Source organism: Lysinibacillus sp. NPDC093197 (assembly GCF_044754025.1).
In the GTDB taxonomy this organism is placed as follows: domain Bacteria; phylum Bacillota; class Bacilli; order Bacillales_A; family Planococcaceae; genus Lysinibacillus.
This window is the reverse complement of record NZ_JBIVOH010000003.1, coordinates 468820-495553: the sequence shown is the minus strand read 5'-3', so window position 1 is coordinate 495553 and position 26734 is coordinate 468820. Positions and strand designations below refer to the sequence as shown.

The 26734-nt window shown below is 38.1% G+C and carries 22 protein-coding genes, 21 tRNA genes, 1 rRNA gene and 3 riboswitches; of the genes, 35 read left to right on the top strand and 9 right to left on the bottom strand.

All coding sequences use genetic code 11. The features are described 5' to 3' along the window. The 23 genes from rrf to ACIP9G_RS12250 all read left to right on the top strand — a co-directional run. Positions 1 to 99, top strand: a 5S ribosomal RNA gene (gene rrf / locus ACIP9G_RS12360); the annotation flags it as partial. A gap of 14 nt (positions 100 to 113) precedes the next feature. After that, a tRNA-Val gene (locus tag ACIP9G_RS12355) sits at positions 114 to 189 on the top strand. A gap of 25 nt (positions 190 to 214) precedes the next feature. Continuing rightward, positions 215 to 289, top strand: a tRNA-Met gene (locus ACIP9G_RS12350). Positions 290 to 295: 6 nt separating this feature from the next. Further along, a tRNA-Asp gene (locus ACIP9G_RS12345) sits at positions 296 to 368 on the top strand. A gap of 9 nt (positions 369 to 377) precedes the next feature. Beyond that, positions 378 to 453: transfer RNA gene (locus ACIP9G_RS12340), tRNA-Thr, on the top strand. 6 nt (positions 454 to 459) lie between these two features. Next, positions 460 to 543: transfer RNA gene (locus tag ACIP9G_RS12335), tRNA-Tyr, on the top strand. Between the two features lie 12 nt (positions 544 to 555). Next, positions 556 to 629, top strand: a tRNA-Trp gene (locus tag ACIP9G_RS12330). A gap of 37 nt (positions 630 to 666) precedes the next feature. Further along, positions 667 to 742, top strand: a tRNA-His gene (locus ACIP9G_RS12325). A gap of 11 nt (positions 743 to 753) precedes the next feature. Beyond that, positions 754 to 828, top strand: a tRNA-Gln gene (locus ACIP9G_RS12320). A gap of 17 nt (positions 829 to 845) precedes the next feature. Beyond that, positions 846 to 918 (top strand) — tRNA-Lys (locus ACIP9G_RS12315). A gap of 8 nt (positions 919 to 926) precedes the next feature. Beyond that, positions 927 to 1008 (top strand) — tRNA-Leu (locus tag ACIP9G_RS12310). Between the two features lie 49 nt (positions 1009 to 1057). Beyond that, a tRNA-Gly gene (locus tag ACIP9G_RS12305) sits at positions 1058 to 1132 on the top strand. A 5-nt stretch (positions 1133 to 1137) separates the two neighbouring features. Continuing rightward, a tRNA-Leu gene (locus ACIP9G_RS12300) sits at positions 1138 to 1226 on the top strand. A gap of 15 nt (positions 1227 to 1241) precedes the next feature. Then, positions 1242 to 1318 (top strand) — tRNA-Arg (locus ACIP9G_RS12295). A 23-nt stretch (positions 1319 to 1341) separates the two neighbouring features. Further along, positions 1342 to 1415, top strand: a tRNA-Pro gene (locus tag ACIP9G_RS12290). Between the two features lie 15 nt (positions 1416 to 1430). Continuing rightward, positions 1431 to 1506 (top strand) — tRNA-Ala (locus ACIP9G_RS12285). A gap of 11 nt (positions 1507 to 1517) precedes the next feature. Next, positions 1518 to 1610, top strand: a tRNA-Ser gene (locus ACIP9G_RS12280). A gap of 12 nt (positions 1611 to 1622) precedes the next feature. Next, positions 1623 to 1695: transfer RNA gene (locus tag ACIP9G_RS12275), tRNA-Phe, on the top strand. Between the two features lie 9 nt (positions 1696 to 1704). Next, positions 1705 to 1778, top strand: a tRNA-Gly gene (locus tag ACIP9G_RS12270). A 4-nt stretch (positions 1779 to 1782) separates the two neighbouring features. Further along, positions 1783 to 1856 (top strand) — tRNA-Ile (locus ACIP9G_RS12265). A 12-nt stretch (positions 1857 to 1868) separates the two neighbouring features. Continuing rightward, positions 1869 to 1945, top strand: a tRNA-Asn gene (locus tag ACIP9G_RS12260). 1 nt (position 1946) lies between these two features. Then, a tRNA-Glu gene (locus ACIP9G_RS12255) sits at positions 1947 to 2018 on the top strand. Between the two features lie 220 nt (positions 2019 to 2238). Beyond that, a complete protein-coding gene (locus tag ACIP9G_RS12250) occupies positions 2239 to 3285 on the top strand; it encodes a nitric oxide synthase oxygenase (RefSeq protein ID WP_401019630.1) in 1047 nt (348 codons plus the stop codon). 39 nt (positions 3286 to 3324) lie between these two features. Here ACIP9G_RS12250 and ACIP9G_RS12245 read toward each other — a convergent pair whose 3' ends face one another. Beyond that, entirely contained in the window at positions 3325 to 4530 is a 1206-nt protein-coding gene (locus tag ACIP9G_RS12245) for a CynX/NimT family MFS transporter (protein WP_401019628.1), read from the bottom strand. A 178-nt stretch (positions 4531 to 4708) separates the two neighbouring features. Further along, positions 4709 to 4884, top strand: a riboswitch (Lysine riboswitch). Positions 4885 to 4967: 83 nt separating this feature from the next. On the opposite strand from ACIP9G_RS12245, the gene ACIP9G_RS12240 reads away from it, so the two are divergent. From ACIP9G_RS12240 to ACIP9G_RS12220, 5 genes are all read left to right on the top strand, one after another. After that, positions 4968 to 6431 carry an amino acid permease gene (locus ACIP9G_RS12240; protein WP_340821319.1) on the top strand — a complete coding sequence of 488 codons (1464 nt, stop codon included), beginning with the start codon at positions 4968 to 4970 and terminating at the stop codon, positions 6429 to 6431. Positions 6432 to 6665: 234 nt separating this feature from the next. After that, positions 6666 to 7358, top strand: a complete 693-nt coding sequence (locus tag ACIP9G_RS12235) for a response regulator transcription factor (RefSeq protein ID WP_401019626.1) — start codon at positions 6666 to 6668, stop codon at positions 7356 to 7358. A gap of 4 nt (positions 7359 to 7362) precedes the next feature. Continuing rightward, positions 7363 to 8298, top strand: a complete 936-nt coding sequence (locus tag ACIP9G_RS12230) for a sensor histidine kinase (RefSeq protein ID WP_401019623.1) — start codon at positions 7363 to 7365, stop codon at positions 8296 to 8298. 136 nt (positions 8299 to 8434) lie between these two features. Further along, entirely contained in the window at positions 8435 to 9358 is a 924-nt protein-coding gene (locus tag ACIP9G_RS12225) for an ABC transporter ATP-binding protein (RefSeq protein WP_401019622.1), read from the top strand. Next, complete coding sequence (locus ACIP9G_RS12220) at positions 9351 to 10040, top strand: ABC transporter permease (protein WP_401019619.1); 690 nt, start codon at positions 9351 to 9353, stop codon at positions 10038 to 10040. The genes ACIP9G_RS12225 and ACIP9G_RS12220 overlap by 8 nt, the downstream gene beginning before the upstream one ends. A gap of 80 nt (positions 10041 to 10120) precedes the next feature. On the opposite strand, the gene ACIP9G_RS12215 is transcribed toward ACIP9G_RS12220, so the two are convergent. Both ACIP9G_RS12215 and ACIP9G_RS12210 read right to left on the bottom strand, forming a co-directional pair. Next, positions 10121 to 11500: a purine-cytosine permease family protein gene (locus ACIP9G_RS12215; protein ID WP_401019616.1), complete on the bottom strand. Its 1380-nt coding sequence runs from the start codon at positions 11498 to 11500 to the stop codon at positions 10121 to 10123. Between the two features lie 52 nt (positions 11501 to 11552). Then, positions 11553 to 12671 carry a class II histone deacetylase gene (locus ACIP9G_RS12210; protein WP_401019614.1) on the bottom strand — a complete coding sequence of 373 codons (1119 nt, stop codon included), beginning with the start codon at positions 12669 to 12671 and terminating at the stop codon, positions 11553 to 11555. A gap of 323 nt (positions 12672 to 12994) precedes the next feature. On the opposite strand from ACIP9G_RS12210, the gene ACIP9G_RS12205 reads away from it, so the two are divergent. The 3 genes from ACIP9G_RS12205 (at position 12995) to ACIP9G_RS12195 (ending at position 14456) form a co-directional block, all read left to right on the top strand. Next, the gene (locus tag ACIP9G_RS12205) at positions 12995 to 13582 is read left to right on the top strand and encodes a TetR/AcrR family transcriptional regulator (RefSeq protein ID WP_340821312.1); all 588 of its coding nucleotides are present in this window, start codon (positions 12995 to 12997) and stop codon (positions 13580 to 13582) included. A 210-nt stretch (positions 13583 to 13792) separates the two neighbouring features. Next, entirely contained in the window at positions 13793 to 14140 is a 348-nt protein-coding gene (locus ACIP9G_RS12200; RefSeq protein ID WP_340821311.1) for a DMT family transporter, read from the top strand. Position 14141: 1 nt separating this feature from the next. After that, complete coding sequence (locus ACIP9G_RS12195; protein ID WP_340821310.1) at positions 14142 to 14456, top strand: DMT family transporter; 315 nt, start codon at positions 14142 to 14144, stop codon at positions 14454 to 14456. Between the two features lie 157 nt (positions 14457 to 14613). Here the strand turns inward: ACIP9G_RS12195 and ACIP9G_RS12190 are convergent, their stop codons facing one another. Beyond that, positions 14614 to 15879, bottom strand: coding sequence for an Nramp family divalent metal transporter (locus ACIP9G_RS12190; RefSeq protein ID WP_340821309.1), 1266 nt, complete (start codon positions 15877 to 15879; stop codon positions 14614 to 14616). 363 nt (positions 15880 to 16242) lie between these two features. After that, positions 16243 to 16389: riboswitch (cyclic di-AMP (ydaO/yuaA leader) on the top strand. A gap of 179 nt (positions 16390 to 16568) precedes the next feature. On the opposite strand from ACIP9G_RS12190, the gene ACIP9G_RS12185 reads away from it, so the two are divergent. The 3 genes from ACIP9G_RS12185 (at position 16569) to ACIP9G_RS12175 (ending at position 20722) form a co-directional block, all read left to right on the top strand. Next, entirely contained in the window at positions 16569 to 18392 is a 1824-nt protein-coding gene (locus tag ACIP9G_RS12185; RefSeq protein WP_401019610.1) for an APC family permease, read from the top strand. Positions 18393 to 18609: 217 nt separating this feature from the next. After that, a riboswitch (purine riboswitch) is annotated at positions 18610 to 18711 on the top strand. Positions 18712 to 18845: 134 nt separating this feature from the next. Continuing rightward, entirely contained in the window at positions 18846 to 19430 is a 585-nt protein-coding gene (locus ACIP9G_RS12180; protein ID WP_340821307.1) for a xanthine phosphoribosyltransferase, read from the top strand. Next, positions 19430 to 20722 (top strand): nucleobase:cation symporter-2 family protein, encoded by a 1293-nt coding sequence (locus tag ACIP9G_RS12175; RefSeq protein ID WP_173478826.1) that lies wholly within the window; start codon positions 19430 to 19432, stop codon positions 20720 to 20722. Before ACIP9G_RS12180 ends, ACIP9G_RS12175 begins: the two co-directional genes overlap by 1 nt. Before the next feature lie 337 nt (positions 20723 to 21059). Here the strand turns inward: ACIP9G_RS12175 and ACIP9G_RS12170 are convergent, their stop codons facing one another. From ACIP9G_RS12170 to ACIP9G_RS12150, 5 genes are all read right to left on the bottom strand, one after another. Beyond that, the gene (locus ACIP9G_RS12170; RefSeq protein WP_401019607.1) at positions 21060 to 22037 is read right to left on the bottom strand and encodes a DUF2268 domain-containing putative Zn-dependent protease; all 978 of its coding nucleotides are present in this window, start codon (positions 22035 to 22037) and stop codon (positions 21060 to 21062) included. A 250-nt stretch (positions 22038 to 22287) separates the two neighbouring features. Then, positions 22288 to 23121 (bottom strand): ABC transporter ATP-binding protein, encoded by an 834-nt coding sequence (locus tag ACIP9G_RS12165; RefSeq protein WP_340821305.1) that lies wholly within the window; start codon positions 23119 to 23121, stop codon positions 22288 to 22290. A gap of 1 nt (position 23122) precedes the next feature. Beyond that, complete coding sequence (locus tag ACIP9G_RS12160; RefSeq protein ID WP_340821304.1) at positions 23123 to 24154, bottom strand: FecCD family ABC transporter permease; 1032 nt, start codon at positions 24152 to 24154, stop codon at positions 23123 to 23125. Then, a complete protein-coding gene (locus ACIP9G_RS12155) occupies positions 24151 to 25185 on the bottom strand; it encodes a FecCD family ABC transporter permease (RefSeq protein ID WP_340821303.1) in 1035 nt (344 codons plus the stop codon). Before ACIP9G_RS12155 ends, ACIP9G_RS12160 begins: the two co-directional genes overlap by 4 nt. Before the next feature lies 1 nt (position 25186). Continuing rightward, positions 25187 to 26251, bottom strand: coding sequence for an iron-siderophore ABC transporter substrate-binding protein (locus tag ACIP9G_RS12150; protein WP_401019602.1), 1065 nt, complete (start codon positions 26249 to 26251; stop codon positions 25187 to 25189). A 286-nt stretch (positions 26252 to 26537) separates the two neighbouring features. Here ACIP9G_RS12150 and ACIP9G_RS12145 point away from each other — a divergent pair, with 286 nt between their 5' ends. Next, positions 26538 to 26720: a DUF6366 family protein gene (locus ACIP9G_RS12145; RefSeq protein ID WP_340821301.1), complete on the top strand. Its 183-nt coding sequence runs from the start codon at positions 26538 to 26540 to the stop codon at positions 26718 to 26720. Positions 26721 to 26734: the final 14 nt, after the last annotated feature.

Here is a 26734-nt window from a genome sequence, read left to right as displayed (position 1 = left end):
AGAGGTCACACCCGTTCCCATACCGAACACGGAAGTTAAGCTCTTTAGCGCCGATGGTAGTTGGGGGCTTCCCCCTGTGAGAGTAGGACGTCGCTTCGCTTGTTTTTTTACGTGGAGGATTAGCTCAGCTGGGAGAGCATCTGCCTTACAAGCAGAGGGTCGGCGGTTCGAGCCCGTCATCCTCCACCATTTTATAAACTTAAAGTAATATTGTCGCGGGGTGGAGCAGTGGTAGCTCGTCGGGCTCATAACCCGAAGGTCACAGGTTCAAATCCTGTCCCCGCAACCAAATTATGGTCCCGTGGTGTAGCGGTTAACATGCCTGCCTGTCACGCAGGAGATCGCCGGTTCGATCCCGGTCGGGACCGTCTTTATTTGCCGGTGTAGCTCAGTTGGTAGAGCAACTGACTTGTAATCAGTAGGTCGTGGGTTCGACTCCTATCGCCGGCACCAGCCCTTGGAGGGGTAGCGAAGTGGCTAAACGCGGCGGACTGTAAATCCGCTCCTTAGGGTTCGGCGGTTCGAATCCGTCCCCCTCCACCAGTTTTATTTAATAGGGGCATAGTTCAACGGTAGAATAGAGGTCTCCAAAACCTTTGGTGTGGGTTCGATTCCTACTGCCCCTGCCAATTTTTTTTAGATTAAACTACTGTTATAGTTCATATGGCGGTTGTGGCGAAGTGGTTAACGCACCGGATTGTGGTTCCGGCATTCGTGGGTTCGATTCCCATCAGTCGCCCCATATAATAATATTGGGGTATAGCCAAGCGGTAAGGCAACGGATTTTGATTCCGTCATGCCCTGGTTCGAATCCAGGTACCCCAGCCATTTTTTATTCATAATATGAGCCATTAGCTCAGTTGGTAGAGCATCTGACTTTTAATCAGAGGGTCGAAGGTTCGAGTCCTTCATGGCTCATCATATTTGCGGGTGTGGCGGAATTGGCAGACGCACTAGACTTAGGATCTAGCGCCGCAAGGCGTGGGGGTTCGACTCCCTTCACCCGCATCATTTATTTTAATTACATAATTGCCAGGATAAATAATCTTATGCACATGCGGAAGTAGTTCAGTGGTAGAACACCACCTTGCCAAGGTGGGGGTCGCGAGTTCGAACCTCGTCTTCCGCTCCAAATGTGCCGGGGTGGCGGAACTGGCAGACGCACAGGACTTAAAATCCTGCGGTAGGTGACTACCGTGCCGGTTCGATTCCGGCCCTCGGCACCATTTTTTTTATATTAAGCGCCCGTAGCTCAATTGGATAGAGCGTCTGACTACGGATCAGAAGGTTGTGGGTTCGACTCCTGCCGGGCGCGCCATAAAAAGATAAGATAGACAGTAACGGAATGTAGCTCAGCTTGGTAGAGCACTTGGTTTGGGACCAAGGGGTCGTAGGTTCGAATCCTGTCATTCCGATCATCTTTTAAAATTGGGGCCTTAGCTCAGCTGGGAGAGCGCCTGCCTTGCACGCAGGAGGTCAGCGGTTCGATCCCGCTAGGCTCCACCATATTTATTTCCGGAGGTATACCCAAGTCTGGCTGAAGGGATCGGTCTTGAAAACCGACAGGCGGGTAACACCGCGCGGGGGTTCGAATCCCTCTACCTCCTCCATTTTCTTTATTCGGGTCAGTAGCTCAGTTGGTAGAGCATTAGATTGAAGCTCTAAGTGTCGGCGGTTCGATTCCGTCCTGACCCATCTTTTTTTGCGGGTGTAGTTTAATGGTAAAACCTCAGCCTTCCAAGCTGATGTCGTGAGTTCGATTCTCATCACCCGCTCCAAAGAGGGCCTATAGCTCAGCTGGTTAGAGCGCACGCCTGATAAGCGTGAGGTCGATGGTTCGAGTCCATTTAGGCCCATATAGAAATTATTCCGAAGTAGCTCAGTTGGTAGTAGCACCTGACTGTTAATCAGGTTGTCGCAGGTTCGAGTCCTGCCTTCGGAGCCATGGCCCCTTGGTCAAGCGGTTAAGACACCGCCCTTTCACGGCGGTAACACGGGTTCGAATCCCGTAGGGGTCATCTAGTAAAGCATGTAGCATAGCGTTGCTACATGCTTTTTCTTTGTATTTTTTCGAGTTATTTACTTAGTTCTTATAAAATTTTGATGAAGAATTTTCGACTGTCGGTATAAATTTGAACAAAGTATTTCATATATAAAAGATGTATGTTTTCTGATGGATTTTTTCGTGGTGAATTTATTTCTATTCATCTAATATGAGGTTAGATGGAGGAAAACGACATGAAACTACAAGAGATACAACGTTTTTTAACACTTTATCAAATGGAACAAAATGAGTCTGCACAATGGCTAACAAATAGATTACAGCAAGTTGAAAAAGAGGGAGTATATATTCCTTCAACAGAGGAGCTTACTTTTGGTGCACGAGTAGCCTGGCGTAATAGTAATAAATGTATCGGAAGATTATTTTGGCACTCACTGCATGTTGAGGATGCACGCGATGTTTTACATGAGCAAGGCATATTTGAGAAGTTGCTACATCATATTCGGTATGCGACAAATGGCGGTAAAATTCGCCCAACGATAACGGTATTTGCATCTGAAAGAGTAAAGATTTGGAATCATCAGCTTATACGTTACGCAGGCTATGAGACGGAAGCTGGTATCGTTGGTGATCCACATTCTGTGCCATTTACAAAAGTATGCGAATCACTAGGTTGGCAGGGTGAAGGAACAGCATTTGATGTACTACCACTCGTTATACAGGTGGATAACCGTAAACCTCAATTATTTACAATTCCACGTGAAGATGTATTGGAAGTTGCAATTCGCCATCCTGAGCATCCGCAGGTGGAGAAACTAGCGTTGAAATGGTATGCAGTGCCGATTATTTCAAGCATGCGCTTTCAAATGGCAGGTATTGATTTTCAGGCAGCTCCATTTAATGGTTGGTATATGGGAACAGAAATTGGGGCACGCAATTTAGCTGATCATGATCGTTATGATATGTTACCGAAGATCGCTGAAATTTTTGGTCTCGATACAACAAAGCAGGCATCGCTTTGGCGTGATCGTGCATTAGTTGAATTAAATATTGCTGTTCTGCATTCCTTTAAAGAAGATGGTGTAAGTATAGTCGATCATCATACTGCTGCACAGCAATTTAAGCTATTTGAAGAGGCTGAGCAGAAGGCAGGCCGTGACTTAACAGGCAACTGGACTTGGTTGATTCCACCGTTATCTCCTGCAACGACACATATTTTTCATAAGCCTTATGTCAATGTTTATAATACACCAAATTATTTTTATCAGAAACCGCATTACTAAATGTAAAGAGGCAGCTCATAGTATGATGAGCTGCCTTTTTTAATTTATATATTCATTTCTAGAAGCTCTAAACGAACAGAAGAATAGTAATGCCGCAACGACAACAAATAGCCATCCAGCTGTATCCCAGCCGCCAAATAAATCATGTAAGTAACCAAATAAAATAGGACCTACTGCGGCTAATAAATAGCCTAATGATTGTGCAAAGCCAGATAAATCAGCTGCCTCAAATGCCGTATGTGTACGAAGTGTAAAGAACATCATTGCAAGAGAAAATGAAGCACCACCTGCTAAACCTAGCAATATCATCCACAGTACAGCAAGACTAGTCCATTCCATGACAAGGCCAGTAAAGCCGATGAAATAAAAGGCAGTAAACATTAAAACGAGGGGTCGCTGTGATGTCATTTTACTAGCGATAATTGGTACAGCTAAAGCCATAGGTACTTGTGAAATTTGCATGATGGAAAACATCCAACCTGCACGATCTGCGGCTATTCCTTGTGCAATATAGATTTCTGGAATCCAAGCTGCAGTTGTATAAAATAATAATGATTGAAAGCCCATCGCGCCCGTGACTGCCCAAGTAACTGGTGATTTCCACAATGGTATACGTGCTTTCGTAGTGGCTACAGTTGGTTCAGGCTTATTAAATTTTAATTGTGGAATCCAAATCAAAATCGTCACTACGACAAGAGCTAGAGCGATTGCAAGTGCACCTTGCCAGCCAAGAGAAGCATTGGCTATGGGATAACTAATACCAGCGCCAATTCCAGCGGTTAAGTTCATGGACATTGTGAAAAATGCCATCAGTAATCCAACATGATAAGGGAATTTCATTTTAAGTAGCCCTGGAATAAGGACGTTACCAAATGAAATAGCTACACCTATTATCATTGTACCAAATACGAGTAATCCTGTTGTTCCAAGTGAACGCAGCACAATTCCTAGTGCTAATAAAATCGTTGATATAAATAGTGTTAATTCCAGACCCAGTTTTCTTGCTATTACTGGGGCAATAGGTGACACTAGCGCGAATGCAAGCAATGGAATGGTTGTTAGAAAGCCTGCAAGTACGTTAGATATACCGAGATCCTCACGAATGAAGGAAATAATTGGTCCTACAACCGTTAATGGCATACGTAATGTCGAAGCAAGAAAAATTACACCGATGACTAATAGAAGCGTTGTGCCCTTCCAGTTAATCTTTCTGCTAGGATAAGTAGATTCCTCGTTAGTTGTCAAAATAAGTACCTCCCTGATAGAACAATTATAATTCGAACCACTATAACACTTTAACACAATAATAAAAATAGTAGAATATTCATAAAATACAGAACATTAATCGTATTATTGAAATGTCTTAGGTCGTATGTTAAACTAAGAAACATCATAAATTTAATAATTATATGCCTCATGTTTGTATTGAGGTAGAGGTCGCGGTATTTATAAGTAAGCTAATGGAGATGACAAGCATTGAAGATGTTAGCTGAAAGGAAATATTGCCGAAGTGTGAGGGGACTTGAAAACCTCATGCTGGGGCTGTCTCCGAAAGGAACAGAACTGTCACGTTGGACAACGTGTTGTGCTATCATTTTTAAGAAACAGAGGATTTACTTAGCCATCACAACGTTCATGTGATGGCATTTTTTTGCCTCTTAGAAAAGGAAGGAAGCTTTAACGTGAGTGAGATAAAAACTAATCAGCTCGGTCATAAAGCACCAGAGTTGAAAAAAGAATTAAAAAGCCGCCATATAACAATGATTTCGTTAGGCGGTACGATTGGAACTGGGCTATTTCTAGCAAGTGGTGGTGCTATAGCGCAGGCTGGACCAGGTGGTGCACTTCTTGCTTATGCATTAATCGGCATTATGGTGTACTTCTTAATGACAAGCTTAGGTGAAATGGCAGCTTATATGCCTTCATCAGGTTCATTTAGTACGTATGCAACAAAATTTGTAGATCCAGCGCTTGGCTTTGCGCTTGGCTGGAACTACTGGTATAACTGGGCGATTACAATTGCCGCTGAAATTGCAGCAGTTTCTCTTATAATGAAGTACTGGTTCCCAGACAGCTCTTCGGCACTATGGACAGTCATCTTTATTGCGATTGTACTAACATTTAATTTACTATCTGTAAAAAGCTATGGTGAAAGTGAATATTGGTTCGCAATGATAAAAGTTGTGACTGTTATTGTTTTCATTATCGTCAGCCTATTGATGATTTTCGGTATTTTAGGTGGACAAGCTCCTGTAGGCTTTACGAATTTCTTTATAAGTGATGGACCATTCCACGGTGGCTTCCTTGCTACATTCGGTATATTTCTAGCAGCAGGTTTCTCGTTCCAAGGGACAGAGCTATTAGGGATAACTGCTGGGGAAACTGATGATCCTGGTAAAAATATTCCGAAGGCTGTTAAGTCCGTCTTCTGGCGTATTATTTTATTTTACATTTTAGCCATTGCAGCTATTGGGATGTTAATTCCATTTACAGATGCTCGTTTATTATCTGAAGATATTGCTGTTTCACCATTCACATTAGTGTTTGATCGCTTAGGAATTGCCTTTGCTGCTTCATTAATGAATGCCATTATTTTAACGGCGATGTTGTCTGCAGGTAATTCAGGATTATATGCATCATCACGTATGTTATGGCAATTAGCAGTAGATGGACATGCACCTAAGATTTTCGCTAAGCTAAGCCGTCGCGGAATTCCAATTTACGCATTACTGCTGACATTAGCAGTAGGTTGCTTAGCATTTTTAGCATCATTCTTTGGTGATGGCGTTGTCTATATGTGGCTTTTAAACGCATCTGGGATGTCAGGCTTTATTGCATGGCTTGGTATTGCCTTTAGTCATTACCGTTTCCGTAGAGCTTTTGAAGCACAAGGCATAGACCCAAAATTACTACCATATAAAGCAAAGCTATATCCATTCGGGCCACTCTTTGCATTTACAGTGTGTATGATTGTTGTAATTGGTCAAAACTACACAGCTTTCACAGGCGATTCAATTGACTGGTACGGCGTTCTTGTTTCATATATCGGTATACCGCTGTTTATCGTCTTGTGGTTAGGCTATAAAATAAAACATAAAACTAAAATGATTCCACTGCAAAAGTGTGATTTAAAAGTAGAAAAATAGAAATAAAAGCTGTCCTATTAGTTTATAGGGCAGCTTTTATTTATTTGCCGTTGATTTCCGTTGTGTGCGGCGCTGGAGTGTGATTTTAGCTTGGTAAATTGTTTGAGAATTGTTTGAGTGCCTGTCACTTTTAAAAAAACATATGGTAAGCTATATAGAGACAGGATAAAAATGTAAAACTGTTCAAGCAGATGGGAATTAAAGATAATGCTTTATTGAGAAGAGGTGCCTAACATGCAAAAACATATATTACTTGTTGAAGACGATGAGGCCATCCGAGAAATGGTCGACAAGTTTTTAACAATGGAGGGCTTTGCCGTTACATCCGTTACAAATGGTGAAGAAGCAGTGCAAATTTGTTTAAGTAAAACGTTTGATTTAGTTATTTTGGATATTATGATGCCTAAACTAGATGGATTAGAAGTGTTAAAAATAATTCGAGAAAAAGAAGCGCTACCTATTATTATGATGTCAGCAAAAGACAGTGATGTAGATAAAGCATTAGGTCTTGGATTAGGAGCGGATGATTATATTGCAAAGCCATTTTCAATGTTGGAATTTTCAGCGCGTGTGAAAGCTGCAATACGAAGGGCTACACAATATTCAAGCTCGATGGAGGAAACGAAGGGGACATTGACTATCGGTAACTTGGTAATTGATGTCGTTAATTTCTCAGTTAAAAAAGACCAACAACAGGTGAAACTAACTTCAAAGGAATTTGCGATTTTAAAGCTATTTATCACAAATCGTAATCGCGTATTTACTAAACAGCAAATCTATCAACTCATTTGGAATGATGAATATTATGGTGATGAAAATATTATTAATGTGCATATAAGGAGATTGCGAGAAAAAATTGAAGATGACCCTTCCAACCCAAAGTATATTAAAACACTTTGGGGAATTGGCTATAAATTAGAGGGCTAGGCGTATGATACTATTTCTATCTACCATTATTCTTTTTCTCATAGCAATCATTCTTTTTCAGTTGAAAAGAAAACGTGAGCAAAACGTTACGCTCAAATATATGCACACCAAACTACAAGCTATTATAAACGAACAATCAAACGAGAAAATTTTAGTTGCTACATCGAATCAAGAACTACAGCAACTGCTTACTACTATAAATGCATTACTGAATGATACGCACAAAATATTAGCCAAACATCGAAAAACGGAAAGTTCAATGAAAAAGATGCTTGCCAATATTTCGCATGATTTAAAAACGCCGTTAACAGTTGTGCTAGGCTATACAGAAATGTTGCAACTACAACATTCGCTAAAAGATGCAGAACAAAATCGCTTACTTTCAGGAATCCATTTAAAAACGGAGGAAGTATTGAAGCTTATTCATACATTTTTTGATTTGGCAAAAATTGAAGCGGGCGATACAGAATACCCAATAACAAAAGTAAACGTAAGTGAAATATGCCGCAAAAATATTTTGTCATTTTACGATATGGTGATGTCGGTAGGCCTTCATATAGACATTAACATACCTGAATCACCGATTTATGCTCTAGGCAACGAGGATGCGTTAGAAAGAGTGTTAAACAATTTAATCGCCAATGCAATTGCTTACGGGGCTGAAGGTCGTGTAATTGGGCTAACAGTAAGAAATGACGCTACCGATGTTTATATTGATGTCTGGGATTGTGGGAAAGGTATTGATGAATATCATATAGACAGCGTATTTGAAAGGATGTATACGCTTGAAGACTCAAGAAATAAATCATTTCAAGGTAGTGGGCTAGGTCTAACGATAACAAAGCGACTTGTAGAAATAATGAATGGTACAATCCAACTGAAAAGCATCCCTTATGAAAAGACGGTTTTTACGATTTCATTAAAAAGAATGATGTACTAATCTAGCCCTGCCTGTAGAGCTAAAAATGCTCTAGAGGCTTTTCTTCTTCTCTTAAGGAATTTGTAAGAATCAAGTAATAAAATAGAGAGTTTTACTTCTTATAATAAAGAAAGCCACAAATGAGGGAGAGGTTTAAATGGCGTATATTGTAAAAACAAATCAGCTTACAAAAGTTTATGATGGAAACGAAGTGGTTTCTACAGTCGATATGCATGTTAAGAGAGGAGAGATATATGGTTTTTTGGGTCCAAATGGAGCGGGGAAAACAACGATTATGAAAATGTTAACTAATCTGGTCAAACCGACAAGTGGGGAAATTGAAATCTTCGGTGAAAAATTGACGGATCGGTCGTACGAAGTGCTAAAAAGAATGGGCACAATCATTGAATATCCCATTTTCTATGAAAAGTTAACAGCACAAGAAAACCTTGAATTACATTGCGAATATATGGGTTATTACGATAAAAACGAAATCGGCCATGTTCTCGATTTAGTAAAGCTAACGAATGTGGATGGCAAAAGAGTAAGGGATTTTTCGTTAGGAATGAAACAACGTTTAGGTATTGCACGTGCGATAATGACTAAACCAGAGTTGCTAATTTTAGATGAACCGATTAATGGTCTTGATCCAGTTGGTATAAGAGAGCTAAGAGAATTATTCAAGATGTTAAGTAAAGAATATGGCATTACGATTATTGTTTCCAGTCATATTTTAGCTGAAATTGAGCAAATGGCTGATACAATTGGGGTCATTAATAATGGCAGGTTAATTGCTGAAGTTTCGATGGAGCATGTAAGGCATAGCCAAACAGATTTTATTGAACTAATTGTCAGTGAGGGAAAAAAGGCTGCCTTTATTTTAGATAGTCAATTACGCATCACCAATTTTAAATGCATTGATGAGCGCTGTATTCGAATATACGATATGTCCGTTTCACAAAAAATACTATCCAAAACGTTAATAGAACATGATATTGAAATTGAAGAGATTAGTAGGAAAACAAGTTCTTTAGAGGATTATTTCTTGAAATTAATCAATGGAGGTGGCATCCATGCTTAATTTAATGCGTTTAGAAATGAAAAAAAACCATTTAGGCTCGTATGTGACAGCTGCTATTATTGCCAATGTCGCTATATTAGGTTTTATGTTTATGATTTTAGTTATTTCAAAAATAGAAGGTGACGCTGGTTTAGAAAACTATCCTATCGCTTTAACAGTCATTGATTCTTTTGTAAGATGTGTATTTATTATTTTCGCGGCTACATTAATTGCGAAACTTATTATTGGCGAATATAAAAATAAAACAATAATAACTGCATTTATGTATCCTATAAATAGAAAAAAACTAATCGCAGCAAAGCTTGCCATTGTTATTTTATTTACATTTAGCGCAATTATCCTTTCAAATATATTTATTACAGTAATTTTTCTTATGATTAGCGAGAACTTTCAATTAATCCCAGATACATTGACAAATGCAATGATTATGCAGCGCATTCCTTCAGTAGTAATGAATGCTGTAGCGGCATCCAGTATGGCCCTTATTCCATTGTATTTTGGTATGAAAAAATACTCCGTGCCAACAACAATACTGTCATCTCTTTTAATCGTGATGGTTGTTTCTTCAAATACGGGCACTTTTTCATTGAATGATATTATCGTAATCCCAATAACATTAGCGATTATAGGTATAGTTATTGCCTATTTAGCAATTCGCAACATCGAAAAGGTAGATGTTTAATAACATAAGTAAAGCCACTGTATGAAAATACCATACAGGGGCTTTAAAAAGGCCTGGGGAAGCCTGACGAACCTTATTTATTAATTATTCTCAGGTACATTAGACGTTGCATAGACGTCTACAGAAAGTTTGGCAGGTGCCGTTAATTTAGCAAAGCTAATATACAATAGGAATGAAACCGCACCACCAACAATCCATGCAATATCTAATCCATCTAGCATTTTTGCAATAGGTCCCACATATAACTCCGTATTAATAAATGGAATTTGAATAAAGATGGTTAACAAGTAAATAATCATTGTTGGTATATTAATTTTCCCGAAAATGCCATCCTTTTTGTTGAACTCATCTGGAGGATAATGTACTCTCTTTAAAATATAAAAATCAGTTAATGTAATCATACTCCACGGAATGATAAAGAATAATATAAATCCTAAGTATAATTGGAAATTAGCCATAAAATTGCTAGAGCTCCAAGTGGCAATAAGGGCAATAATGACACCAATTGCTATGGAAGTAATTGTGCGCAGTCTAGCAGATGTTTTAAACGTTAAAAAGTTACTCGCAATCGATAAAATAATAATACCTGCTCCATAAATATTTAAGGAGTTAATAACAAGGACACCAAGAGATAACAGTAATGCAATGATGAAACCTAATGAGCCCATATCTTTAATTTGTGCCATAACATTACCATTCACAACCATAGTGGCAATGGCAGCACCTAAAACCATCAACCAAACTGAACTTGCAAAGCTTCCAAGATAACTATAAGTAAATACCTTTTTAGATTGTGATGGATGGATAAATCTCGAATGGTCAGATACATAAGGACCATACGTAATTTGCCATGTTACACAAATGGAAGTCATTAATAAAAACTGGCTGAAAGAAAAATTACCTGCATTTAAAAGATCCATTGAAACATTCGCTAAAATCATAATAGATAAAATAATAAATACCACTGTAAAGCCAATTGTATAGATTTTCATCGACTTTTGAAGTAAGCCTTGTCCAAAAATAGCTAGAAGCACCATTGGAATAAGACTTACGATAACCGTTACATTCATATTAAGGCCGAGTGTTTCCTGCATGCCTTGTCCGACTAACACGGTATTGGTTGCGCCGTAGCCTAAATACATGATCAGAATGATTAACATAGGCAAGATAGCCCCGAAGTAGCCGAATTGTGCTCTACTTTGTACTACTTGTGGTAAACCTGCTTTAGGGCCAGTAGCAGAATGGAGTGCCATAATTGCAGCTCCAATGGCGTGTCCTAATAGGATAGCAACGAGTGACCACCAAAAATTTAACCCTAATACGATAGCTAGAGATCCTGTTACAAGTGTTGTAGAAACTGTACTTGCGGCAAACCATGTGAAAAATAGCTCTTTGGCAGTGCCATTACGCTGTTCTAAAGGAATATGTTCATAACTAATTTCCTCGATAGAATTGCTCATAGATACCCTCCCTCTTATTAATTATTTTCAATATAATAATAGTGTTTTAAATTTAAACAGTTACTTTTAAAGATGGCCAGTAAGCCGATTGAATTGAAATGACTTCATTAATTGCTTTCTTTTCTACTTCGTTTACAAAGTCAGGATACCCTTGGGAATCTTGGAATGGATCTTCTACATCGCTTTTCACACCACATAATTCTTCAATAATGCGCAATGTACAAAATGGAACATAAGCATTACTGTAACCACCTTCATGACAAAAGACGATTTTTCCATCTGTATGCTTGTTTGCTAAGTTCATCATGATTTTCGTTAAATCTGCAAAGCCTTCAGCAGTCATGTTCATACGTCCAAGTGGATCGAACATACCTGGATCTTGTCCAGCAGAAATAATGATTAGCTCTGGTTTATAATCGTTCACGATTGGCTCCACAATAGACTTAAATGCTTCAATATAGCCTGCATTTCCTGTACCTGGGGGAAGCGGAATGTTCACGTTAAATCCTTTTCCGTCAGCCTCACCTACGTTCTCTGCATAACCTGTATTATTAGGGAAACTTAAATGCTGATGAACTGAGAAGAATAAAACACCATCAGTGTCATAGAATGCACTTTCTGTTCCATTACCATGGTGAACGTCCCAATCTAACACCATAACTCTTTCTAAATTGTATTTTTGCTTTGCGTATTTAGCAGCAATGGCAACGTTATTGAAAATACAGAAGCCGATGCCTTTTGCAGCTTCTGCATGATGGCCAGGTGGGCGAGTTAATGCATAAACATTATCGACTTCACCGTTCATCACAACATCCACAGCTTTTAAAGCGCCTCCAGTTGAAAGTAAAGCAATTTCATATGATCCTCTACCAACAATGGCATGATCTCCAGCGTCTCCACCAGTTGTATCGCTTAAATGCTTAACTTTATCTACATATTCCTTTGTATGGAACATTTCAATTTCCTCACGCGTTGCAGAACGTGGCTCAATTTGTTCTAATTTTTTCATTAGGCCACAACGATTAAGTAAATTATTAATTCGTCTCTTTGTTGAAGGATGTTCGACAAACACATCTGTTTCTAAGTAACCACCCGAAGGTAAATATAATGTTCCGCTTCCGTTGTCGTGCCAGAAATAACTTTCGTCAAAAATATAACCTGTTTTCATCATCAATTCCGCCCCTTTGATTAAAAAATAATACCGATTTGCACCTTGTAACACCCCTTATCAAGGTGGAAAATGGTACTTACAGTTATGAAAATACTAGTTGAGGGAGATTTTTTCTTAAAATGAATTTCAGTCATCTTCCTTGGGATAAAATTTAAATGAATCTCGTTCATTTGTCAAACTAATTTTTAAAAATTATCAAAATTAAATAAATTTTTCTGTTCCATTATAGGAAATAATAATTTTTGGATAAAAGAAAGAGGTTGAAATCTATTTTTGTTTGGATTACAATTTTTAAAAATTCATGATTTTTTAGGGGGCGCATAATGGATAAGGAAAAACGTATCGTAACCTCTGCTATTCAATTGTTTAAAGAACAAGGTATCGACAAAATAAAAATAGCTGATATTGTAAAAAGGGCTGGTATTGCACAAGGAACTTTTTATTTGTACTTCCCTTCAAAAATGTCACTTATGCCCGCTATTGCAAAAGTAATGGTCGACAATATGTTTGAAGCAATACAAAAAAACGTGGATGATCAAGCGCCACTAATTGAAAAATTTAATCAATTAGTAGATACAATATTTATGATGACGAGAGAGCATAAGGAACTTGTAGCAATTATTTATGCTGGATTGTCGGCCTCTGATTATTTGAAAGATTGGGTAAATGCATATACACCTTACTATAATTGGCTAAGAAATGAGCTGGACAGCGCAAAGTCAAAGGGTGAAATTTTAATAGCAGTTGATTCTTACGCAACGTCAAAGATGGTGTTTGGATTAATCGAGTCTGCTGCTGAACGTGCATACTTATTTGATTCCAAAGATGAAGAGCTTATCAATGAGGATAAAAAAGATTTATTAGAATTTATTTTTAATGCGTTAGTCTTAAACAAGGCTGTTACAAAATAAGCGTACAGAGATAAAATATGTTACAGTGAATTTTTGATATATAGTTGGAAATCCATAAACGGTCTTGTTTATAGTAATACGTTGCTATAAACAAGAAAAATATGTGTTCAAAATCCGAATTTAAAAGCGGATTTTTACTAAATTTTCTTGTAGGTTCTTTTATGTAGTAAAAATGAATGAAGTTCAGTCATTATTAACGGAGGGTTTTTTATGGGAAAAGCTTGGTTGTATGTTGGGTTAACTAGTTTTTTTGAATTAATATGGATTTATGGTTTCAATGTGGCTTCTCATTGGTGGGAATGGCTATTGATCGTTATATTTATAGGGCTTGATTTGCACTTTTTATCAAAGGCATGTGAGAAATTACCAACTGGAACAGTGTACGCAATATTTGCAGCAATTGGCACAATGGGGACGACCTTAATGGATATTTTAATTTTTAATCAAGTAGTCAGTATTGGTAAGCTTCTCTTTATTTTTATATTGATTGTAGGAGTTATTGGCTTAAAAGTTTCTGATACCGTTGAAGAGAATAAACGTACAAAAGAGGTGATATAGTATGGGATGGCTTTTTGTTTTTTTAGCTGCAGCGAGTGAACTTGTATCTGTCATTGGTCTGAAAAAATATAGCACGAAAAAGGGATTTATCAGCATGCTGCTCTATGTAGGGGGATTTGCTGCGTCACTTAGCTTTTTATATAAATCATTTGAGTTTTTACAAACGAGTACGGCTTATGCAGTATGGATAGGTATTGGTACGGCAGGGGCAGTCTTAATCAATATGATGTTTTTTGGTGAGTCAAAAAGTAAAGGCCGCTTAGCAAGTGTATGCTGTATCATCATCGGAGTTGTAGGGTTAAAGGCACTTTCTTAAAATACAATAGGCATGGCGCCCCTCTCAACAGCAGTCCGCGCTGGAAATGCTTTTATGTGGCAATAGTGAAAATTTAGCAGTGAGCAACGGCATAAAAAAGTGTTAGATTGATCGCAATCAATCTAACACTTTTTCTCATTTATCCTAGTATCATTATTTAAGCAAATAGCGTTTCCCATAATAAGTAGATATTTAACGCAACTACTATTACAACGACAAGCCAACCAAGAATTGTTGTGATACGGTGATTGACCAGGCTACCCATTATGTCCTTTTTACTTGTAAACATCACAAGTGGGATAAGCGCAAATGCAATACCGAATGATAAGATTACTTGACTTAACACAAGTGCATAGGTTGCATTGACACCTGCTGCAATAATAACCAAAGGTGGAATCATTGTAATCGCTCTACGTAAATATAGAGGGATTTTTCGTTGGATGAAGCCTTGCATAACAACGTCGCCTGCTAATGTCCCAACAGAAGAGCTTGCAAGCCCTGCAATGAGTAATCCAAGTCCGAAAGACACAGCCGCCATTGGTCCAAGAGCTTCTCGTAAACCGTTATAGGCGATATCTAAATCTTCGACTACTAAGCCTTGCGTATGGAACACTGCTGCTGCAATGATTAGCATACTCATGTTAATCGCACCAGCAATAATCATTGCAATCACAATATCGATAAACTCAAATCGGAAAATACGTCGTTTTTCGTTGTCATTACGACCAACCACACGATTTTGTGTTAAGGAAGAATGTAAATAGATTGCGTGTGGCATCACAGTAGCTCCTAATATACCTGTTGCAAGTAAGAGTGAATCGACACCATCAAATTGTGGTGTCAGCATTCCTAATGTCACTTCGCCCCAATCCGGTTGGGCTAAAAATGTTTGGAACGCAAATGCTAGCACAACAATTAGCACCATACCCGAAATGCCCGCTTCAAAAGCTCTAAAGCCTCTACGCTGTAGCTCTAAAATTGCAAAAGAACCAATTGCAGTAATAAGTGCGGCAGGTAGCATCGGAATATCAAATAATAAATATAGACCGAGGGCAGCACCGATAAATTCAGCGAGGTCGGTTGCAATGATTACAAGTTCAGCCTGTATCCATAAAAATATAGAAGTTTTTTTAGAAAAATTCTCCCTTGCTACTTCTGGCAAGTTTTTTCCGGTAGCAATACCGAGTTTTGCTGATAAAGATTGAATCAGTACAGCCATTAAATTTGAAAAGGCAATAACCCAAAGTAGTAAATAACCATACTGCGAGCCAGCGGTAATATTTGTAGCAAAGTTGCCGGGATCTATATAGGCAACAGCTGCAATAAATGCCGGACCTAGAAAGGGTAAAATTCGTCGCCAGCCTTTTATGTCTCCATCTAAAACAGCTTGGGCTGCCGGTTTTGTAATTTGTTTATAGGCCATCTTGTTCCCTCGTTTCAAAAAGTATCGTAAATGAAATAAAGTTTCCTATGGGAAAATAATAATACTACTATTCTATAGCTAGAATTAAAAAATGTGAAGAAGTTTGCTCATAAATTTTTTATAAATTTTGAAAATCGCCGATAAAATGAGCTGAATCGCCCGTGAACCAGTGAAAATCGCCAGTAAAGCCAGCCAAATCGCCCGTAAACCGGTAAGAATCGCCGATAAACCACGCCGAATCACCGATAAACAGCTGATAAAAGCTTGTCTCTAAGAATAAGAAAAAATTTACGAAAACCGGGCAATATCTTCTTTACTTTTTTAATTTACAGGCGTAATATGACATCATTATAAAAGTTTCAAATTTCTAAATCGCTGAAGCAATTAAACGCGGGGGACCCAATTTTAGTGGATTGTTTAAACAATTCTTGGGGTGAATCTCTTTTTAAAGAGTAGGGCTACTCAGGCCCGAATCCGACAGCTAACCTCGTAAGCGTTAAGAGCAGAAAAGTTGGAGCTTGTCAGACGTTAGAGCGTCTACAAGTCGTATTTAGTGATGACTTGTAGACGTTTTTTTGATGGCATTCCGTACGAAAAAGCCCCAGTAGATATAAAGAGACCGATTATGCGAAAGGTGTAATCGATTTAGAAATGCGAAACACACTCTATGAATCTAGAAGGTGTTAAGGATGAAATCCTCATTCAAACGTTATGTTATCGGAAAACCATTGAAATCCGATGCATTAGGGGAACAAAAGCTTAGTAAAACAAAGGCACTGGCCATATTATCTTCTGATGCATTGTCATCAGTTGCATACGGTCCAGAGCAAATTTTAATTGTGCTCATGACTGTCAGTACGGTTGCCTTTTGGTATTCGTTACCGATTGCGGCAGGGGTAGTGGTGCTACTTGTGGCACTCACTTTATCGTATCGACAAGTTATTTTCGCATATCCACATGGTGGTGGGGCATATGTCGTGTCCCGCGAAAATTTAGGTGTGAATGCAGGTCTAGTAGCGGGTGGGTCATTACTCGTTGATTATATTTTAACTGTCGCTGTAAGTGTATCAGCAGGGACAGATGCTATTACTTCAGCATTCCCAAGTTTGCATGCTTATAACGTTCCGATTGCTGTGTTTTTTGTTATTTGCTTAACGATTTTAAATTTACGTGGGGTTACGGAATCAGCGTCTATTTTAGCGTACCCTGTTTATTTATTCGTCGTTGTGATGTTATTACTCATTGGCATAGGAATCTATAATGTAGCAACAGGGCAAGTGCCGGCTGACTTACATCCTAAAATTGGAACGCCAGTTGCGGGCATTAGTTTGTTTTTATTATTAAAGGCATTTGCCTCAGGAAGCTCGGCATTAACTGGTGTAGAGGCAATATCTAATGCAATTCCGAATTTCAAAAGTCCTGCACCCGTTAACGCAGCAAAAACGCTATTAGCGATGGGTAGTATTTTAGCAGTATTATTTATTGGCATTGTAAGCTTAGCTTATTTCTACGGAGTCGCTCCAAATGCACAAGCAACGGTTGTTTCGCAAATTGCCGAAGCGAGTGTGGGACGCAATGTATTTTATTATATTGTGCAAGGAACAACAGCAATGATTTTAGTGCTTGCTGCGAATACTGGCTATTCAGCATTTCCTTTACTGGCAGTCAATTTATCGAAAGACGGCTTTATTCCAAGAATATTTCAAATCCGTGGCGATCGACTTGGCTATTCAAATGGGATCATGATGCTTGGGCTAGCAGCTATTGTGCTTATTATTTTGTTTGATGGCACAACAGAGCATTTAATTCCACTCTATGCAGTAGGTGTATTTATACCATTTACATTAGCGCAGTCTGGGATGATGCGTAAATGGTGGCGTGAAAAGCCTAATGGCTGGGTTATGAAATTTGTTATCAACACAATAGGGGCAGTCATTTCTTTTGTAGTGGCGATGATGTTTTTTGTCACAAAACTACCTCAAGTATGGCCGGTATTCATCTTTTTACCGCTTATTATTTGGATGTTTCATCGCATTAAGCATCACTACAATGCAGTCGGGGAACAACTACGACTAAATGGAGAAGCATTACCGAAAGTAGAGGGGAATGTCTTTGTCGTGCCGGTAGCGGGTATTACGAAAGTGGTGGAAAATTCACTGCACTATGCGCAATCTTTAAATGTTGATAAAATAATAGCCTTTTATGTAGCATTCGATCAAGCGGATGCAAAAGCCTTTGAAGAAAAGTGGAAAGCGTGGCAACCAGATGTGCGACTTGTCACTTATTATTCGCCATATCGTAGCATTACACAGCCTTTGAAAAAGTTTATCGATAAAGTGGAACACCAATATGCGAAATCGGACTACCAAGTAACAGTCGTTATTCCGCAGTTTTTACCGAAGAAAGGTTGGCAGCATATGCTACACAATCAATCTAGTCTATTAATTCGAACATCGCTGTTATTTCACAAAAATGTCGTCATTATGACTGTACCTTTCCATTTATCGAAATAATGACTAGCAAGGTCGAAAATAGTCTGATATAATCAGAGCATTGATTGAAAACACGAACGTTTACGCCAAAAAAATGCGTAAATACCATTAAATTCCGAAAATTTAAACTTTGTTCGGTTGTAGATATAAGCCTCTGCCGAATGAAGTAAAGTATCAGCTTATTATGCATATTCATATTGAAATTATAAAAATGGATATTTATAATAAGGAAGTTCATACAGCTTAATACTATTTCACTCATATAATAGCGAGAATATGGCTCGTAAGTTTCTACCGATTTACCGTAAATGAATCGACTATGGGTAGCATTGTTTTAGAAAATTCATACTAGAGATGATGTTTTCTATTTATTTCGACGTTTATGCGCTGAATGCCTTGCTCCACTCGTAGATGAATGGAATCAAAGTATTTAGCGCTTTTTTTATTATTTTATAAGAAAGAAGGAAAACAGCAATGAAGTTATTACACGACAAAATTAAGCAGGAAGGTAAAGTTTTATCTTCGTCTGTATTAAAAGTTGACTCTTTTTTAAACCACCAAATTGATCCACTACTTATGAAAGAGATTGGGCATGAGTTTGCAAATCGCTTCTCTGATGACATCATTACAAAAGTGTTAACAATCGAGTCTTCAGGAATTGCACCTTCTGTAATGCTAGGGCTTGAAATCGGTGCACCAGTAGTATTTGCACGTAAACGTAAATCTTTAACATTATCAGACAATCTTTATTCTTCAAAGGTACATTCTTTCACAAAAAACGAAACAAATGAAATTTCAGTATCTTGTAATTTCTTAAATAAAGATGACAATATTTTAATTGTCGACGATTTCTTAGCAAATGGTGAAGCGGTAAAAGGCTTACTTGATATTGCAGCTCAAGCAGGTGCAACTGTCGTTGGTGTCGGCATTGTCATTGAAAAAGGCTTCCAAGACGGCGGTAAATTATTACGTGAGCAAGGTGTTCGTGTAGAATCATTAGCAATTGTGGATTCTTTAGAAGATGGTAAAGTAACGTTTGCCACGGAGGATCGTGCATAATGAATGCCTTTAAGTCAACTACGCTAGCTATTCAACATTTACTTGCGATGTATGCAGGTGCTATTTTAGTACCGCTTATTATCGGTGGGGCTTTAGGTTTTGATTCAAAGCAAATGACTTATTTAGTAGCAATTGACATAATGATGTGTGGTATCGCAACATTACTTCAAGTGTATTCAGGCAAATTTATCGGTATTGGTTTACCAGTAGTTCTAGGCTGTACGTTTACAGCGGTTAGTCCAATTATTGCAATTGGGACAAACCCTGAACAAGGCATTACAGATATTTATGGTTCTATCATTGCATCAGGTTTAATTGTAATGGTCATCGCAGGCTTCTTCGGTAAGCTTGTGAAATTTTTCCCACCAGTTGTAACAGGTTCAGTCGTATCAATTATTGGTATTTCTTTATTACCAGTTGCGTTAAACAATATGGCGGGTGGACAAGGTGCAGCAGATTTCGCATCGGGTTCAAATGTTGCTTTAGCATTTATTACATTAGTCATTATTTTAGTCGTTTATCGCTTTACAACAGGCTTTGCTCGTGCAATTTCAATTTTAATTGGATTAGTTGCAGGGACGGTATTAGGCGGATTTATGGGCAAGGTGGATTTCACGCCCGTTTCAGATGCTGGTGTATTCCACATGGTGCAACCATTTTATTTTGGAATGCCAACATTTGATGCAACAGCGATTCTGACAATGACGCTTGTAGCGATGGTTTCTTTAGTAGAATCTTCAGGAGTTTATTTTGCACTTAGCGATATTTGCAATAAAAAACTAGATTCAAAAGATTTAGCACGTGGTTATCGTTCAGAAGGGCTTGCTTCTGTTATCGGCGGTATTTTCAATGCCTTCCCATATACAACATTCTCACAAAACGTGGGACTTACGCGTATGTCTGGCGTAAAAGATCGCAAAGTCATTTACCTAACAGGTGCCTTCCTTGTAGCACTTGGCTTCTTACCAAAAATCGCAGCATTAACAACGATTATCCCAACACCAGTACTTGGTGCGGCAATGTTAGCAATGTTCGGTATGGTCATAACGCAAGGTATGGGTATGCTTGTACCAGTTATGAATGAATCAGCAGAAAACGCGATGATTGCAGCGATTGCAGTCGGTCTTGGTGTCGGTGTATCAGTTGTTCCAGATATTTTCGCGTCATTACCTCCAGGTGTAGCAATCTTAACGTCTAACGGTATCGTATGTGGTTCGGTAACAGCAATTATTTTAAATATCTTATTTAACATGATTGGGCCAAAGCATAAAAATGACCCGATGCATGGGTAAACATTAAATAAACGTTCATTGAAATTTGATGGGCTAAATATTGTCATCTTCTTTATCTATTAACTTAGATTGAGGAGGTGGCATTTTTTATGCTAAATGAGTATGGGCTGTACAATAAATCAGCTATTAGGGTGAGGGAAACTCAATAAAAACTATGTATATTAAAGGCATAATGCAACCAAGTTCTTGTGGACATTAACCTGAATGTGAAGGTTAAAACTAGAAACGCTCAGTGTTACAATCTGAGCGTTTTTGTTTGCTGTTTACACAATTTATTTGTTGAATTCAATGCACTTCATTGTTTACTCTTCAAAAATGGGGCCCAGTATAATCGAAGTTATTTGTAGTGTTCCAGGTATTTCCCTTTTTCAAAAATTTCTTGTGCGCTTAATGCTGTCCAATCTTCTGGGGTTTTATCGGGATTCAAGTCAAGGTAGGATTTAACCATCTTGTAGCCTTCACTGTAACCGTAAGCATACGGTAACCCTTTTCCGCCATATAAAATTTCTAATGTGCGATTAAAATCGTATTTATTTAAATCAGGTTCAACTTTAGACCATAATTTCTTGTCGTAAGTTAAAGTCGTTGATGTATAACCGTAGTCTGGGTAAACGGACCTTTTAAACATTTCAGCTTTTCCTTCAAAGACTACATTATCCAAAATAGAAGCCCAGTCATCCTTCCTAAAATATTTTTCTGCCCAAACGCTGTGATGGTATTCATGGGCAACGGTTAACTTTATACTATCATCCATTTCATTTGGATAGGGGAGGATAATTTTCTCTGCGCCAACTGTGAACGGATCCATATAATTTATAGAGTAAGGGAAGACGCAAACTGCTACATCACTTTGAGACGGTAGGAGGTCTGCGGATTTTAATAGAGATTCTTGAATGATTTGATTGATCTCGATTTTACGAGTGTCCATTTTATCACTTATCACTTGTAAATCTGTTAATCCAGTAGGAGCCGTATTAAGAATGGTTTCTGCCATATGAAAGTATTCTCCATTTTCAAAGCAATCCTTGTAGATGGGTTGAATGATTTCTTTATTATATAGTTCCAAGGTTTCCGAGGTTGAAAGATTCGGATTATCTTTGACCTTTTCAATATACGGAGAAAACAGTTGACTAACATGAATGATTTTGTACTTTTGTTTGGTCTGCGGGTGTTCAAATGCAAACACCATCTCTTTGTAATCTATTTTTTGCTCTTTCTCGGGAATGTTTCTACCTTTTTCAGTTTGTATGCAGGAAGTAAGTATCAATAGTAATAGACATAGAATAAATAAGTTCCCTATTTTAAATTTCAACATTATCCTCCTCTGAAAAATAAAAGTTAATAATTATTTATAATTCCAATTATAACCTATAATACCATATTGAATGATCATTGAAGAAAAGCTTTTTATGTACTTTTAGCGTGAATTTCCTTTTACACCTATAGAGACAAGACAAGGGAAATTGAACAGGAGTTTAATTCCCGTTCAATTTCCCTTGTCTTGAAGAATTGATGGCGTATATAGCCGCTCAAATCACTGATTCAGCTCATTATAGTTGCTGAAGCTAGCTTGACATTGTTTTAAGTGCTATCTTATCAACCTGGTTGTGGTGTCGTCCAATTGGCACGACGGATGGTGAATTTGAAACTGGATCTTCGATAACCATACATTCAAGTGCGAATATATCTTTAATTAAACCATTTGTAATAATGTCAGATGGTGTGCCTTCTGCTACTAGCTGCCCTTCATGTAGGGCGAAAATATAGTCTGCATAACGTGCTGATAAGTTAATATCATGTAACACCATGACAATTGTCGTACCATACTTACGATTTAAATCTGTCAGTAAATCTAAAATTTCTACTTGGTACGTAATGTCTAAATACGTTGTAGGCTCATCCAAAAATAAAATATCAGTCTGTTGCGCCAATGCCATTGCAATCCATACACGCTGTCTTTGACCACCTGATAGTTCATCAATATGACGATCAGCAAATTCCGTAATGTTCATCATTTCCATCGCTTCTGCTACAGCCTCATAATCCTTTTTTGACCAACCTTTTAAAAAGCTATGATGAGGAAATCTACCTCTACCAACTAAATCCGCAACCGTAATTCCCTCTGGAACGATAGGGGATTGTGGTAATAAGCCTAGCACTTTAGCAAGTTGCTTAGGAGGCATTTTTTGAATCGGTTGCCCATCTAACGTCACTTGTCCGGAAGTCGGTTTAATTAATCGCGCCATCGTTTTTAAAAGCGTAGATTTACCGCAGCCGTTCGCACCAATAATAATACTAATTTTATTGCTAGGAATCGTTACACTCACATCTTGTAAAATCGTTTTATTTTCGTAACCGGCAGTAATTTGTTCCGCTCGAAATGTATGTGTTGGCTTCATATTATAAATCTCCTTTTCGATTGATACGAATTAATAAATAAATTAAATACGGTGCACCGATAATCCCTGTAATTACGCCAACAGGATATCTGGTCTCAAATGCGAACTGTCCTATTAAATCTGCAGCTAATACTAAAATAACCCCAACCAAGCCAGCAGGAACGATATTTGAAAAGCCTACGCCCACAATTTTTTTAGCAATTGGACCTGCTAAAAATGCAACAAATGCAATCGGACCAGCAGCTGCTGTAGCCAACGCAATCATTAAAACCGAGCTAAGCAAGAGCACCAATCTCGTTTTGTTCGTATCAACCCCAAGTGATGTCGCTGCTTGCTCACCGAGCTCTAATATTTCTAATCTACTAGCAAAATAAATAACAATTGGTGTACAAATACACACTGTTATGATTAATGGATAAAGGTTCTCCATTTTTGCACCATTCAAACTGCCACTTAACCAACGCATAGCTGAAGGGAGGTCGTGCGTATTACCAATGACCATTAAGTAGGAAATAAAAGCATTTAACATCGCTTGAATACCGATACCGATTAAAATTAATCGACCGATTGAGAACGAGCTACTTTTCGACAATAAAAAAATAACGATAGCAGTTAAAAGTCCGCCAATTACAGATGCAATCGATACGAATGCATTACTCGCATGCAGGACAATAATACAAAAGACAGCAGCAGCGCTAGATCCAGCAGTAATCCCAATTACGTTAGGATTAGCCAATGGATTTCGTAGCATCGTTTGGAAAACGTAGCCACCAACACCGAATGCAAAGCCTGAAAATAGTCCAACTATCATCCGTGGTAATCTGATTGTACCTACAGCAAAGGACGCACCTTTGACATCCTCACCTAATAATACGCCTACAACATCCTTTACTGGATAAATTGTATTGCCAAGCATGAGCATCAAACTCATAAGTACAATAGAAATAACTGTTAGCAAGCACGTCATGAGTAGGAAACGACGTTTTCGTTTCATTCTTGAGCTATAAATAGAATTCATTGTTTCATTCATCATAATGCACGCATTTTCGCTTTCATTGTAATAAAAATTAATAGAGGAGCTCCAATGAAGGCCGTAACAATACCTACCTCAAGCTCACTTGGACTCCCTAATAGTCTTCCGCACACATCAGCAATCGTTAAAATAATAGCCCCAGCTAATGCAGAAAGCGGAATAACATAACGCACATCTGGACCGATAATTAATCGAATTAAATGAGTCGCCAACAATCCGATAAACCCGATTGGCCCAGCTAATGCCGTTGCCACACCGCATAATAAAACGCCACCAAATGAAGCGAGAAGTCGGATTGTCCCAGTTTTTACACCTAAGCCAGTCGCCACTTCATCTCCTAGTGCTAGCGCATTTAATGCAGGTGCAGAGAAGATAGCTATACAAAGCCCAATTAGTAAAAACGGAATAAACAGTTTGATATTATCCCAGCTACCTGAACCTACACTGCCAACTTGCCAAAATCTAAATTGATCCATAACATTTGTACGTGGAATCATAACGGCCACTACTAGTGATGATAATATAGCACTCGTAGCAGCTCCTGCTAAGACGAGCTTTATCGGTGTTGCCCCTCCACTACCAATTGAACCAACAGTAAACACAAAAATAGCGGTAATCATTGCACCCACTATTGCCAGCCAAATATATTGATTTGCAGAACTAATATTAAAAAAGGCAATCCCACAAACAACAAATAAAGATGCCCCTGTATTCACTCCTAATATACTTGGATCCGCAATAGGATTACGCGTTACAGACTGCATTAAGGCACCTGAAACACCTAAAGCAGCACCACACAAAAAACAAAAAATAGTTCGAACAATTCTTTGCCGAACAACATTTGCTTCATGAGAAGCAACTTCTGAATGGAATAAACCATCCAGAAGTTGAGTCCAAGTAATCATCCGAGAACCAAATACAAGCGATGCGATTACACTAAGGCAAAGTAATATTGCAAGCAAAATGATAAGCTTGCCAAAGTTACGTGGCATCAATACATGCTTATTTTCTGAAACGGATGTATTCATCATATTATTTCAGCTTTTTCGCAACATCAGAGATTAATGTTAAGTACTCGTCAATTGTATATTGAATTGATAGAGGGTTTGGGTTACCTGCTGCAGCTAATGGCGTATTATCAGTTATCACTACTACTGAACCATTTTGGATTGCTGGCACTTTTCCTAAGATTGGATCAGCTTGTAATGCAGCTAATGTTTTATCGTCACCATAAGTGATAAAAATTTCAGCATCCTTTAAAGCATCTGCATTTTCAGCACTTAATTCGATATAGAAGCTAGATTTATCTGTAATTTGATCTTTAATACTTTGTGGATACGCCATACCCAATTCCTCTAAAAACTCCCCACGAGGATCTTCTGGTGTATAAATATAAAACTTAGATAGATCTGTTGCATTAAACATAGCAAAGGCAGCTTTTTTACCTTTTAATTCTGGTTTTTCACTTGCCTTTGTAGCAATTAGCTTTTCAGTATCAGCAATTAATTGCTTACCTTCTTTTTCCATACCCATACCTTTTGCATTGTATAGGATTTGGTCACGCCATGAAATCACCCATGGAATTTCTGGGTATGCCACAACTGGCGCAATTTGACTTAATGTATCGTAGTCCTCTTGTGTAATTCCTGAATAAGCAGCTAAGATTACATCTGGATTTGAGTCAGAAATTGCCTCGAAATCTAAACCATCAGTATCTTGGTATACATTTGGTTTTGTTTCTCCTAACTCTTTTAACTTTTCAGCTGTCCATGGTAGCATACCGCTATCATCTTGTACCCCATAGTTTGCAACTGAGAAGCCCACTGGAACAACATCAAGCGCTAATGCAACATCATGGTTTGCCCATGCAATAGTCGCAACACGCTCTGGTTTCTTTTCGATCACAGTTTCTCCAAATGCATGCTTAATTACGATTGGATACTGTGTGTCAGAAGCCTCTGAATCAGACTTTTCCGTTGAACCTTTTGAATCTGTAGACTCAGTGCCAGATTCTTTATCAGCGCATCCCGCTAAAGCAAAAGAAAAAACAGCTATTAATAACATTGTAAATAATGAATAGAAACGCTTTGAATTCATATTAGAATTACACTCCTAGTAATAAAATAATTGATAATGATTATCACTATCGATAGTAGTATATAATCATTACATATATATTTCAATAGTTTATTTTTTATATTAAAAATTGCGAATACTAAGCATTTTTTCTTTTGCATGTATATAGTAGATTCTTTTAATGTTATTACAATGAAAACTTAATTGGACAGCAAAATAGTTGAATGGATGAATACGCGATGGGTTATTTGAAGTGATAGTATGAAGAAGTAAGAAGCGGTTCTAATTCGAAAAATAGGGGGCTTCCATGTCAGAAAAAGAACGAGAAAATTTAAAAGTAAAAGAACAGCAAAAAAATCCTGGTGGTGCTTTGAACAGTGCAGCTGCTCAAGCTCATACAGGTGCACCTAGCAGCGGTTGTTTAATTAATATTGGTTCGATTGTTATTATAATAGTTATGATTTTGTTGGTAAGAGCATGTACAAATTAAAGTTAAGATTTTAA